Source organism: Candidatus Galacturonatibacter soehngenii, from assembly GCF_008830185.1.
Lineage (GTDB): Bacteria > Bacillota > Clostridia > Lachnospirales > Lachnospiraceae > Lachnotalea > Lachnotalea soehngenii.
Genome location: NZ_WAGX01000007.1, coordinates 236,761 through 250,627, shown reverse-complemented (window position 1 = coordinate 250,627; position 13,867 = coordinate 236,761). Strand labels below are relative to the sequence as shown.

General features: G+C 29.2%; 13 protein-coding genes. All 13 read right to left on the bottom strand.

Annotation, left to right across the window (positions count from 1 at the left end; translation table 11 throughout):
• Positions 1 to 15: 15 nt before the first annotated feature.
• On the bottom strand, positions 16 to 708 hold the full coding sequence (locus tag F7O84_RS15900; RefSeq protein WP_151147505.1) for a TrmB family transcriptional regulator: 693 nt from the start codon (positions 706 to 708) through the stop codon (positions 16 to 18).
• Positions 709 to 781: 73 nt separating this feature from the next.
• Positions 782 to 2,038, bottom strand: coding sequence for a diaminopimelate decarboxylase (locus tag F7O84_RS15895; protein ID WP_151148105.1), 1,257 nt, complete (start codon positions 2,036 to 2,038; stop codon positions 782 to 784).
• 212 nt (positions 2,039 to 2,250) lie between these two features.
• Positions 2,251 to 3,576, bottom strand: coding sequence for an ABC transporter permease family protein (locus F7O84_RS15890; RefSeq protein WP_151147502.1), 1,326 nt, complete (start codon positions 3,574 to 3,576; stop codon positions 2,251 to 2,253).
• 133 nt (positions 3,577 to 3,709) lie between these two features.
• Positions 3,710 to 4,216: a hypothetical protein gene (locus F7O84_RS15885; protein WP_151147500.1), complete on the bottom strand. Its 507-nt coding sequence runs from the start codon at positions 4,214 to 4,216 to the stop codon at positions 3,710 to 3,712.
• Positions 4,217 to 4,237: 21 nt separating this feature from the next.
• Positions 4,238 to 5,257 (bottom strand): hypothetical protein, encoded by a 1,020-nt coding sequence (locus tag F7O84_RS15880; RefSeq protein WP_151147497.1) that lies wholly within the window; start codon positions 5,255 to 5,257, stop codon positions 4,238 to 4,240.
• A complete protein-coding gene (locus tag F7O84_RS15875; RefSeq protein ID WP_151147495.1) occupies positions 5,254 to 6,444 on the bottom strand; it encodes an FtsX-like permease family protein in 1,191 nt (396 codons plus the stop codon). The genes F7O84_RS15880 and F7O84_RS15875 overlap by 4 nt, the downstream gene beginning before the upstream one ends.
• Before the next feature lie 43 nt (positions 6,445 to 6,487).
• Positions 6,488 to 7,543, bottom strand: coding sequence for a hypothetical protein (locus F7O84_RS15870; protein WP_151147493.1), 1,056 nt, complete (start codon positions 7,541 to 7,543; stop codon positions 6,488 to 6,490).
• A gap of 1 nt (position 7,544) precedes the next feature.
• The gene (locus F7O84_RS15865) at positions 7,545 to 8,213 is read right to left on the bottom strand and encodes an ABC transporter ATP-binding protein (RefSeq protein ID WP_151147491.1); all 669 of its coding nucleotides are present in this window, start codon (positions 8,211 to 8,213) and stop codon (positions 7,545 to 7,547) included.
• A gap of 22 nt (positions 8,214 to 8,235) precedes the next feature.
• Positions 8,236 to 9,888: a hypothetical protein gene (locus F7O84_RS15860; protein ID WP_151147490.1), complete on the bottom strand. Its 1,653-nt coding sequence runs from the start codon at positions 9,886 to 9,888 to the stop codon at positions 8,236 to 8,238.
• Between the two features lie 200 nt (positions 9,889 to 10,088).
• On the bottom strand, positions 10,089 to 11,381 hold the full coding sequence (locus F7O84_RS15855) for a sensor histidine kinase (RefSeq protein ID WP_151147486.1): 1,293 nt from the start codon (positions 11,379 to 11,381) through the stop codon (positions 10,089 to 10,091).
• 16 nt (positions 11,382 to 11,397) lie between these two features.
• The gene (locus F7O84_RS15850; protein ID WP_151147483.1) at positions 11,398 to 12,102 is read right to left on the bottom strand and encodes a LytR/AlgR family response regulator transcription factor; all 705 of its coding nucleotides are present in this window, start codon (positions 12,100 to 12,102) and stop codon (positions 11,398 to 11,400) included.
• A 159-nt stretch (positions 12,103 to 12,261) separates the two neighbouring features.
• The gene (locus F7O84_RS15845; RefSeq protein WP_151147480.1) at positions 12,262 to 12,537 is read right to left on the bottom strand and encodes a hypothetical protein; all 276 of its coding nucleotides are present in this window, start codon (positions 12,535 to 12,537) and stop codon (positions 12,262 to 12,264) included.
• Complete coding sequence (locus tag F7O84_RS15840; protein WP_243140919.1) at positions 12,530 to 13,795, bottom strand: DNA polymerase Y family protein; 1,266 nt, start codon at positions 13,793 to 13,795, stop codon at positions 12,530 to 12,532. Before F7O84_RS15840 ends, F7O84_RS15845 begins: the two co-directional genes overlap by 8 nt.
• Positions 13,796 to 13,867 lie beyond the last annotated feature (72 nt).

Genomic DNA, 13,867 nt, shown 5'->3' with positions numbered 1-13,867 from the left:
GTTAAACATGCATCTTTATTGATTTAACAATTCAATTAGTTTTATTTCATTCTTAAGCATTTCCTTAAAAACATCCACTAAATTTTGATTTTCTGAATAAAGACAAGTTGCTTCGCCTTTACTACTAAGCTGCCCCGTTAGTACTTTATGAGAATCACAAATCAAACGGATTTGGCAATCTATCTTTTCTTTTAAGTAAACAGTGGCTCCCTTAAGTTCAAACGGTTTATCCACAAGAAGCACCACTTTAATGTCTTTTTCCACAAGCTCGCTTAGTTCTTGTGTATAGTTTGATAAAATATCACTGCTTACTGCCACATAAATTCGATATTTTGTATCAGCAATCATATTTCTTAACTTATTAAGTATATTTTTATTTCCTCGTATCGTAATATATCCTTGCGATTCTTCCTTTCTTTTTGGCAGACTCTTTATTATCTCTTGTCTGGTTTCTTGCAGATTATGGATAAAATTGTTACTAAATTCATCAAAATCAACTGGGATATACTTTGTCACACTTTCTTCAATTACGTATGCTACCCCTTTTTCTACCAGTCCTGCCAACGCAGTGTATACATTGGAACGAGAAATTCCAGTTAATTTGGCTACTTCATAACCAGTTAACTCTCCGTCTGAATGAAGTGTCATATAAATAATGGCTTCTTGTCTTGTGAGTCCGTATTTCATTAATTGCTCTATTAATTCCATATAACGTCCCCCTCCCATTTATTATGCCAATGATAACAATACTGTGATGCATAGTTATCATTGGCTTTATTTATTAATTCTCAAATTCGCTAAAATCTAAGGTAGCAAAATAATCTTGTGGTGTTTCAGCACGTCTAATCTGCTTTGTTGTTCCATCCTCTTTTAGCAAAATTTCAGCGGAGCGAAGTTTTCCATTATAATTATAACCCATTGAAAATCCATGTGCTCCCGTATCATGAATCACAAGATAATCACCCATGTCTATCTTTGGAAGCATTCTGTCGATGGCAAATTTATCGTTGTTTTCACACAATCCACCCGTTACATCATACATATGATCGCATGGCTCATTTTCCTTGCCAAGCACTGTAATATGATGGTAAGAGCCATACATAGCAGGACGCATTAAATTCGCTGCACATGCATCGAGACCAATATATTCTTTGTGAATGTGTTTTTCATGAATTGCCTTTGTTACCAAACATCCATAAGGCCCTGTTACAAAGCGTCCAAGCTCTGTATAGATAGCTACGTCTTCCATTCCTGCTGGAACTAAAACTTCTTCAAACGCAAGTCTTACTCCTTCTCCAATTGCAAGAATATCATTTTCTCGCTGATCTGGTTTGTAAGGAATTCCAACTCCACCTGACAGGTTAATAAATGCAATGTGTACGCCTGTTTCTTCCTTTAGTTCCACTGCTAATTTGAATAATATTTTAGCAAGCTTTGGATAGTAGTCATCTGTTACCGTATTACTTGCAAGAAAGGAATGAATACCAAAGTGCTCTACTCCTTTTTCTTTTAATTTAAGAAATGCTTCTGTCATCTGCGCTCTGGTCAATCCATATTTTGCATCCTTTGGCGTATCCATAATCTGATTATGAAGTGTAAAATCACCGCCTGGATTATAGCGACAACTCATTGTTTTCGCAAAAGGAGCTATTTTTTCATAAAAATCTATATGGGTAATGTCATCAAAATTAATAATTGCATTTAGTTTTGATGCTAATTCAAAATCTTCTGCTGGCGTAACATTAGATGAGAACATAATATCGTCTCCAACTAATCCTACTTTTTCTGATAATAAAAGCTCTGTATAAGAAGAACAATCCGCACCAACACCTTCTTCTTTTAAAATCTGCATAAGATAAGGATTGGGAGTTGCCTTTACTGCAAAATACTCTTTATAGCCTTTATTCCAAGAGAAAGCCTTCTTTAATTTTCTAACATTTTCTCGAATTCCTTTTTCATCATATAAATGAAATGGAGTCTCATATTGTTTCACCATTTCTTGTACTTGTTCTAAGGTAACAAACGGTTTCTTTTCCATCATATTTTGTCTTTCCTTTCTTATTCCTTTGTCGGCTCAATCATCAGTGATACTATTTAGGAACACTATAGTAAATTTTGATTCATTTGTCAAGTATCTTGCTATAAAATACAGATTATGGCTTGTGTTTTTGAGGCGAAAAATATGTTTTGAGTAATGGAAAAGTGGCTTGTTTACTGGGGTTTTTATGATTGTTCTTCTTATTGATAATATTATTCAATCATAGTTTTCTTTCTCATTAAAATATAAATTATTGAAATTAATGTTGCTAAAAAAATACATCCTGTATTAACTATATAAATTTTCAGTAATAATGTTTTATTTAGATTTACTGTATATAAATTAATAAAATCATCAACTGTAATTTTACTTTCATTATTACCAAATATTGATATACTGGTCTTTATATTATCATCCTTCATTTCTTCTTTTACAATATATTCAATCAATTTTTCACTAACATTTTCACATACCTTTTCTCCTGGATATAAAGAAATTAAAATAGCTATTGTGCTTATAACTATTATAGAAGCTGCGGTGTGTAAAATAGCTATATATTTTCGATCATTCATACAGGTTTTTAGTATTGAGATTACTAACAAGACTATGATTGATATACTTACTGCAAAAGTGGCTACCATAATGCAGTTAATTACTGCCTCTATTTTCTTTATTGGCTTTTTAACATTGCTATAAGTCTCATAATTATTTTTGAATTTATAATCAATAGGTAAAAAGGATTTATTTTCAAGCTCAAAATTTTCAATATCTTCAAATTGATTTAAATAAAAAGTCACATAACTTTCTATGTTTTGCTTTTTTTTATTTTCTTTACTAATTATAATATCTGTTTCTTCAATTACTGCTTTTGATGTATATATTGTGTTAGCATAAGGATCAAAGCTTTCCACAACGTTTCCATTATTATCTTTAATATCTAATGGTGTTTTTTTTGATATACCAACTACAATAAACTCTATCTCCAAATAAATTTTATTTTCTTGATCTATAAACGGGGTAAATATAATTTTATCTCCTATACCAATTTTATTCGCATAAGCTAGTTGTTCTGTTATTATGACTTCTTTATCTGAATTTTCATTTTGTTTATTGATGTTATGTCCATCAATAATTTCTTTATCTGATACTTCTTTATCTGAAAGCTTAAATACTGCTATGTCTTCTGCACTAGATTTTTTTTCCATGCTATTATTATTGTTTGATAAGGGAGAGTATTGTTTTAAATAAAATGTTTCTAACTGTATTGTAGTTTCTATTTCTAGAGTTTTTACATATTGAGACTTTTCTATTTTATCTAATGACTTATATAACAAATCAAGACTTTCTCCATTTATTGAACTATAATCATGTTCGATTATAACCTCAGGTTTGTAAATCTCTAATAGCTTTTTTTTAGTACTGGTAAATGTTTCTTTCATTAAAACAACCGCTAATCCTATACTGCTTAGTATAAAAAAAATTAATAGTAAAATGAATAATTTTCTAATTTTTTTATTTAAGTTTAACACTTTTTTCATATCCCTACTCCTATTTAATTAATCTAATTTTTATGCCTGCATGAATATTAATTGTAAATTGAATTAGCCACTATTCTCTTTTGCTTCAAAAAGAGAATAGTGGCTTTTCATTGCTTAACTAATATATATAAGATTATAGCCCTTTAAATACAGATGCACTGCAATTAAATTGTTGTCCATCTAATTGTAAGGATTGGTCAGAATAGCAGTTTACCCACCAGCCAACTCCATTAACACTATTTCCATATGAGTTAATTCCTCTATAAGTTGCATCATATCCACTTACAGAACCGGTAGCCATAATTGCTGTTTTTCCTCCATTGCTGTAAGATACCCCTCCATACGGACAACTAATGCTTACACCTAATCCACCAGATTTTAATGTCAATGTATTCTGATGATTTCGAATATAGATATTGCTAGGCTTTTTAAATACCCAGCTTGAACTTGTTGCATCAAATTTAGCCCCTGTAGCTGCCCAAATTCGTGATTCAACAGTACCTACAAAGGTTTTTCCCCCACTCACGTAGCAATCCCTTGTTGTAGTATCGTTCATCGCCGATACTGGTAGCAATGCTGCACTAAGCATACTTACAGTCATTGCTGCTCCTAAAAACATTTTAACTAACCTTTTTTTCATTCATACTCCACCTTTCTTATTTTAGTTTGTATATAAACTCCCATAAGGGTATTTATATCGATTATCTCCAAATATTACACCATAATCTTCTTTTTCCTTACCATCATCATTCAGTACGATATACCTGTGCTGATTAATATCGAAATAAATATATTCATTATCTTTAGACAGGTAATGCAGACATTCTGTCATAACATTTTTTTGTATCACTTCGCTCTGGAGTTCTTTATTAACTTTTATTATTTGCTTTGCTCCCCCATCTTCTGTTGGATCAACAAGACCAAATATACTATTATCGCCAATAACCAAATCCAAATTACCAAGTTTACCGATATTGTTTTGCTGTAATATATTTAAATTACTATCCATTAAAGTTAAAACCACTTCTTTTTTCTCATTATGACCAACTATAATCATATCTTCACCATAACGCTTTATATCATGAATACCATAATAGATTGGTAATTCAGCTTTTTTTATCAATTGTTCTTGCTTCCCACCCCCATTAATAATTTCTATTTTATTACTTTCATATGCAATCCATATCATATCTTCAAAGTCTTGAACTGCATTTATATTACTTTTTTCTACAGATTCTATTTTTTCAACAATTCCATTTTCTGATAAAAAATAATAGTTATCTTCGTCTAATTCATTTTGTTTGCTTAATTTTACCTTTTGACTATTTAGATCATACGTTATAAGATTTCTCCCATATACTTGGTCACCTTTTGCGTTTGAGCTGTATACAATATCGTTATAAAGATATAATTTATTATCTTTGCGATTAATTAATAATTTTTTTGGGTAAGATGCTTTATTTATTTTTAGAATCGGTATTGCCTTACGCTCCACTGTCATTGCCATTAAGTATTCATTTGCGCTTCCATTCATCAATTCTCTATAAACATAATAGTATTGAACACTTTCTGGAGAGATTCTATTAATCACTTTAATATCTCTACTATCAACATAAAAGATAGTCGCAATAACACCTATGCAGATTAAAAATATGATTATTAAAAATTTTTTCTTTTTCATTCAACTCTCCTACTTTCTTCATTCTCACGTAGTTGCTGCAATGGCGCAATTTTTTTTATATTATAGTAAATAACGATACAAATAATGGCACAAATACTACTTATCACTCCAATATTTTTAAATAGTATCCGAAACATACCCGGGGTAAAGTAGCCAATTTTACTAACATACGGCATTAAATTATATCTAATAATAAAATCTATACCGATGGAATAAAGTATAATACCAATCACAACAGCACATATAAAATATACCAATATCTCAAAAAAAATTGAGGCTGTTACAAACCAATTTGAGTATCCTAATAGTTTCAATATTCCAAATTCCTTTTTTCTTGCTAAAAATTTGTTTCTAACAAACAATATGAAACATAATCCACCTAAAGAAATTAATATAAATTCCAACACCTTTATAAACAAAATCAAAAAATCCAAATTGGCTTTTGATTCTTTATACGATTTTTGTTTATAGTTAGTCTCTAACCCTATTTCTTCAATTTGTTTTGCAACGTCATAGATATTACTGCCCTCTTTAATTTCTATACTACATTCATAAATGGTTCTCTTCTCTTCTAGAAGTCTATAAATCTCCTCTAGTATGCTAGGGGAGACAAAAACAGATGCCGTATATTCATCTAAGTTTGTTTCATAACTTCCTCTTACATATACTTGGTATGGAATAATTATTGCTTCACCGTATTCATTTACTCTTTCAATTTCAAAAAACACTTTTTTTCCTATAAGGGTAGATAACGTATATTTTCCCTCTGGTATATAAACTGATATATTAGGGACAATAATTCCATCTATGTCTTCATCCAAATAGTTATAGTCAAACGCGAGTTCATTGTTAAATTCCTGCACTTTAGTCTTATATATTGGATTTCTATTTTCATCCTCTATTACTAAAGACAAATAATAATCCAAACTTACATTATTAATTTCTTGAAGACTTTTAATATACTCAATCTCATTTTCATTAAGTTCACGTCCCATACCACTGCTAATTCTCATCAAGCGATTACTTTCATAATCTTTATATTCACTTTTTAAAATTCCTAATGAACTTTCAGAGATATTATTTGCAATATTCATAAAGGCAAGTCCAATAGAAAAAATTAATATAATCATAATAAGTTTAGATTTTGTTATTGATATATTTTTTATTGTTATATAAAATAAATTCATCACTCTTTATGATATATTGCAGAATATATCGTTCCTTTCTCTTTTATAATTTAATCAGTTTTAGTAAATTTGTTCTCAAATACTTTTGGCAAAATACTAATGTTAAAACTGTACCAAAAATAAATTCAAGAAGTAATATCCTTACATAATTTTCTAACAAATTATAAGCGTATGAATAAAGATCCAGATTTAATATTTTTTTCATTAACCAACTACTAATAGAATAAATAACTATAGTTATGAAATTGGCTCTAATAAAAAAATTAGTATATTTTATTATCTCAAATTTTATAATATCTGCGTTTTTATATCCATGAATCTTTAATATTGCTATGTTTTTTTTATCCTCTTTACATAAGCTATAACTTACCATAGCGGTAATAGCCAACAAAAATAGAAATATTGTATTCATAAGATATTTAAGCACTTTTAAATTATTAAATACTAATAGATTCACTCTATTTCTATCATAATTATGTAGTTTCATTCCCTTTTTCAGTAGTTGGTTCTCTATTTCACTTAAATCTACCTCTCCATTTAGATTTGCTTTTACTAATATGGTGGGTAATGCTTCTAAATTTTCTTGAAATAATTTATTTACAAGTTTAGTGTTAATGCTGTTTTCTCCATTTCCACTGGAAAAATCTGATATATCTGTAAATTTAATTTCTGTATTCTTGTGTACAAAATTAATATTTTGTTTATCTTCTAATGCTTTATATAAGGCTTCTGATAGTATAATTTTTTCCTCATAATCATCATTATCATCAATTGTAAAATTATAGGTCCCTAATACCTCAAGCTTTTCATCGCCTGCAGAAACAAAAAAGTCTATTCCCTTTACGATACTAATCTCTAAAATTTGAGGCATCTTTTTTATGTATAAAATACCTTCATCATTAATTGGAGCTAAATGATTTAAGCTTTCTATTTCTATTATGTTTAATTGCATCTCTGACGAAAGCCTTTGGCTCATTGTAATATTCATTAGAGAAGTAATCAAATATAAACATATGGTAATACCAAAAACATAAATAATAACTTGATTCTTCTTGTTTTTTTTAAATTGATATAATCGAAATATTTGAAATGAATCCATACTATTCACCTAAAATAAGTTTATTAAAATCTATAGTATTTTCACTTATATGTTTCGCTTTTTCATCATGTGAGACAATTACAATTGTTTTACCCTTTAATCTTAAATCTTCTAATATTCGAAATACTTCCATTGCAGAAGTTTCATCTAGATTTCCTGTCGGTTCATCTGCTAAAATTAATTCACTCTCATTTGCAACTGCTCTAGCTATTGCAACTCTCTGTTGCTGTCCACCAGACAAATATTCAGGATAAGCTCCCCCACACTCTTCAATTCCAAGACTTTTTAATATTTCTAAAGCCCTTTTTTTCTTGATTTCGTAGGAAGCTTTCAGTCTTTTCATTCCTATTATTACGTTATCAACACAGGTAAGCTGTGGTATAAGATAGAACATTTGAAATATATAACCAATATAGTTTGCTCTATACTCTTCTAATTCTTTATTCGTAAAGTTACATACATTTTTGTCTTGAAAAATTATCTCCCCTTCTTGAGCTTTTAGCAGTCCTCCTATTAAATTTAACAACGTTGTTTTTCCCAATCCTGATTGTCCATATAACAAACTAATCTTGTTTTGGGGTATTTCTAAATTGAAATTATGAAGGATTGTTTTCTCTTTTCCATTTTCTTTATAAGAAAATGAAAGCTTTTTTATTTCCAAAAATCCCAACTAGTTTCCCTCCCCTTTGTAGCTAAATAATAGGAATGTTTCTTTGTATTCCATTTTTTAAAACTAGTCCCATATATTGATATAAAATACTTTTTAACTCCTTATCATAAGGATTAATATAATAAAAACCATTTGAATAATAATGATTCACATTTATTCCACTCGAACTATTCTCTATATTTAAAATTTCACAAGATATTTTATAAAAATATAAAATTCTTAAATCTTCATCTAATATTACATTGCTCGATATTAAATTTTTGCTACTTTCTAAAAAATATTCTTTATATTCTATTTCTGGAATCTCTTCTATTGTATTTAAGCAAAAAAATATTTTTTTCATTTTTTCATAGATTTCTGTATTCGGATTGTTTGATTCTTCTATTTCATGACTGATTATTTCCTTAATATGCTCCATACTATATTGATCGAAATCATATTTGTCTTCGTGCAATAATTTAAAACTACGCACAATCCAATATACATTTTCTACATCTACTGCATTTTTTAATGCACTTTTTAAATAAGTATCAAGCTGATACAGGTTATCTTGCTGTTTAATACCCATTTCATTTAGTATATATATTACTTGCATTAGTTCTTGGTTACTATATGCTTCATAATTATTAGCTTTTGCAATGTACATTAAGTCATGATATAGCTTTTTGTCAAAAGGAATTTCTTTATTATTGTATTTGTAATATAGATATACGTAATATGTAGTGTTGATATCTCCCCTCTTCTCTGTCAAAATAGAATATTCATTGTTTCCTTCTGAGCATAAATCCTCCATCTTATTAATGCTTAGTTGAAGATTGTTTTTTACCTCATCTGTTACTAGGTTATAATTTTGACTGATTTCTGCAAACATTACTTTAATTGTCATATCTGTACCAATGTGTTGTAAGATATTGCATATGTCGTTTTCAAATTCAGAATATAACAGTGAATCTTCAAGATTGGCATATTTATAAATATAAGACATATAGTAAATATCAAATACCCAGTTTAAATCTGCTTCAGGATATTCCATCCAGTTTTGATAGATTTCTTGATAGGCAACTGCAATTTCATCGCTATTATATAGTTTTGTTCCTAATATATTATCAATTTTTACAAGTGAAACTGTAATTTTACTGGAGTTTCCATCTAATTTCATGTCTTGAACAAATTCCTTTATTCGATCTACATCGTTTAATTTAATTTGTAATTTCTCTGTAATCTCCAATGCCTCAGCTGTATAAAACAATAAATTTTCTACATTACTTGCCTGTTCGTCAATCCCAACAACCACCATACTATTTTTATTTTTATCTTGTAATGATTGTAGATACATCTCAATTTCTTTTTTTTCATCAACAGTAAATTCGTATTGATTTTTTATTAATTGAGAAATACAAACAATATCCTTTAAATTATACCCTTGCATCTTTGACATTTCAGCATTTACTGTCTTTCCCGTAACAATGTATTTTAAACGATTTGTTTGCATAGTAGCATAAAAATTGGGAATTGATGTTTTCTTATCTACTATATCCTTCTCATAATAATATCCGTAATTATCAACTTCTATGTAATCAATAATATTTCTTTGAGCCTTTATTACCATAAACACTATTACTACTATCGCTAAAATTATAATTATTGGGGCTTTTCTTTTCACTTGTCCTTCCATTCTTCCTCTTTAATTATTTTGTCTTAGATAGATGATCTAATCCTTTCTTTACTATCCAAATAGCTTTTTCCATATATCATCAAATATATTTGCATAAAAAAAATGCATAATATTTTCACCTCCCTTTATTTAAAGGATATCAAAAAGTATTACGCACCTCAACTATAAGTCCGTGTACGGTTATATAAGTCCGTATAAGGCTATATTTTTAATATAACACTTGCTGCAAATTCGTGGTCTTCTATTTTAATTTCTAATTTCCCCTCATTTCTTTCAACTGTTCTCCTTATATTAAGCAAGCCAAAACCATGGTCTAGTTTATTTTTTTTCTCTGTCTTTAATAAATTTTTTTTCTCTGAACTTTTATAAGAAATACTATTTGAAATGTCAATCTTAAGATAATCTCTTCCGGTTTTAATCAATATTATTAAATATTTTTTACCTACGTTATCTTTATTTAATTCTTCCACAGCATTTTGAATTAAATTCCCAAAAACAATACATAAATCTACTTTATTAATACTTAATTCATTATGGCATTTTCCTATTATATCAATTTGGACCTCATTATTTAACCTTAACAAATAATAGTTTAAAATAGCATCTATTATATCATTTCCCGTCACATATATTTTTTGTTTTATTTCATTTATATAGCTTTGCATTGTCATAAGATATTCTGTAATTGAATCTATTTTTCCTTCTTTTACTAATTCATTTAAACAGATTAGATGATTGTTTATATCATGACGATATTTCCTAGTGTCCTCCTCTCTTTCTAGCATTACTTTATAATGTTTTAATTGCATTTCTCCTAATTTACGTTCAGTCTTTAACATTTCTTCAATCCTTTTATTCGTATTTTGTATGTAAAACATAATACAGGCTAGGAACCCGATACATATATATGATACTGTAGCTACACTATCTACAAATAATGTAAATTTCATATTTGCTACATAACCCTTTGCATAATTTAGCCCTGAAATTGTAAAGACAATAAACAATGCTAAAACCAATAATAAAATCGGCATACTTTTTTTAGCAATTTCTTTATTCCATTTTTGTCTAAATATATCTTGCCTCCTTGTAATTGATAAAGCTATAATAAAGCTTAGACTAGTAATATTTGTGATTAATATCTTAATATCATACTCCATTTTTCCCCCACTTATTTGGCTACATATTAATTTGATTAGTATTCCAAACACTCCATCAACACAACTAATTACTAAAAGAGACATTAAGAAAATCAAACATTTTTTCTTCCATTTTACTTTAACAGTAAAAATTAAAATGATGAACACAATAAAATACATAGTAATATGAGTTTCATCTTCTTTGGCTATTTCATTATTAATATACCAATAGATAACTACGCCAATAATACCAAACCACTTTCTTTTAATTTTAGCGTCAAAAAAACTATTTATTAATATCCAATGTTTAAATAACTCAATTATATAAGTTCCTAATAATATGACTAAATACATTTCTCCCCCTAATTCTTCATCTGTGCATTATATCATATTCTATAAAGGCTAGTTCAAATTCTTTTCTCTTTCTTCTGGACACTATCATTTTTTCTGTATTTATTACAATCTCACCTTTTTTGTATTCTTGAATCCACAGCATATTTACTATTACTTTTCTGTTTATTCGAAAAAATATTCTTTTATCCAGAACCGTCTCTAATTCATTTAATGAAACATTTTTTCTAAATACTCTATTGCCTAATATAAAATTTGCATAACTATCATATGCAACAATATAATTGATTTCTCTTTGTTCGATCTCAAAAACCATACGCTTGTCATATAACTTAATTATATCAATACCCGCTTTATCTACATTTACTGCCTCTAAAGCTTCTTCTATTTCGTGAATCTCAAAAGGCTTTGTTATAAATCGAAAAGCACCAATTCTAAAAGCTTCTTTATAATAGTTTTCTTTGCTCGTAACTATAATAACTTTACAATCACCATTTATTTTTTTTAGTTTTCTTCCTACCTCAATTCCATTCATTTCAGGCATTTGAATATCTAAAAATATAACATCTAATTTAAATGCCTGTCTAAGCAAATCAGCTCCCGCTTCAAACATATAAATTTTAGCATTCAACTCTTTTTTTTCCAGACATTCTTTTATTTTATCTGCAAGTATTTTTTGAATAATTATTTCATCGTCACAAATTCCAATACTTAGTACATTCATAACTTTCCCTTATCCCCTAACATCTATTTTACAACTTTAATTATAATCTATTCCATCTGTCTAGTCTAGTATTTTAAACAATTTATTCGTTTTAACTAACAAAAAAAGAACCTGTCAAATCTCACAGGCCCTTTATCGCTCTTATCTATATAATTGCATCTATTCCTCCAACATCCACTTATGAGAAGGAACATAGTAACGAAGCTTAATTTCTCTTAAACAATCCTCCACTGCAATGTGACAGACAAACAAATACGAGATAATTCCAGCATATTTTTCTTCCTTTACATTACTTATGCTTTGAATTTTATAGGTATGAAGTTGATGTTCTTCATCTTCTAGCCGCACATACATTGGTTTGATTTCTCCTAATGGATTAAAGGTAGCATTCGCGTCAACTGCCACATAATGAGTTGTTTTTTCTTGCTTATTCATATAAGATTTCTTCTCCTTTTGCCTTTAATTTTTCTTTACTAACCCCTCCATTTAGCGGACGTATTCTGGCATTGACATAGGATGCTCGAAAAATTGCTTCTTCACCATAACGTCTTCTAATCTTATCAATTGTACTGTCTAGTACTTCATATTTCTCATAATTTTGCATGTCAAAAAGGTCTAATTGGCGTTGTACATTCTGATCTACCACTCTGCTTGTATGAACCCCCAATTGCCTAATTGGTGTATCGCCATCCCATAATTCATCAAAAGCCTGACTAACTGCTTGGAAAATTTCATTGGTTATATTCGTAGCCGAAACTAAAGTCTTTTGATGTCTCATACTCCTTAAAGCAAAATCTTTGATGGACACTGCAATAACAGAAATTTTTACCTCGTCTTTTCTAAGACGCATACCAACTGTTTCACAAAGTGAAAGCAGAACCATCTTTGCAGTAGGGGCATCGCAAACGTCAAAAGGAACTGTCATGCTATTGCCATATCCTTTGTTTGCAGGTGCCACACTTTCAACCACTGAAACATCAATTCCATTTGCAAAGCACCATAGAATCTCTCCATGCTTTTTCAAATGATTCTTAAGAAATGAAATATCTGTATTGGCTAGCTCACCAATGGTTTTAATTCCAAGCTTATTTAGTTTATTCTCTGTTGCCCTTCCACAAAAGAAAAGCTCTCCTACTGGCAAGTTCCACATTTTCGTTTGTATCTCTTTTGGAAATAGGGTATGCACCAGATTAGGCTTTTTAAAATCAGAAGCCATCTTTGCCAATAATTTGTTACTTGATACACCAATATTGACTGTAAACCCAAGCTCTTTGTATATTTTATCTTTTATTAAATTCGCCGCTACTACAGGCGAGCCCCATAACGACTTCGTTCCTGTCATATCAAGATAAGCTTCATCAATGCTATATTGTTCTACTTCAGGCGAAAACCTCTTTAGTATTTCCATGAGTGCCTTTGAAGAGGCTTCATACAAGTCATAATGCGGCTGCACCAGTACGAGATTCGGACATTTTTTTAATGCATCGCTAATGGTTTCAGCCGTCTTAATCTTGTATTTTTTTGCGGGTGTGGATTTTGCTAAGATGATACCATGTCTTTTCTTAATATCGCCACATATAGCGGATGGTATTTCTCTTAAGTCTAATGTTTCACCTAAACATTTCATCTGGTAAACTGCTTCCCAGCTTAAAAATGCAGAATTTACATCAACGTGAAAAATAATTTTTTCCACTATTACCACCTCTTAAAATCATATTACCAAACATATGTTCTATTGTAAAGTGGTAAAATAAGTAAAGTAGCA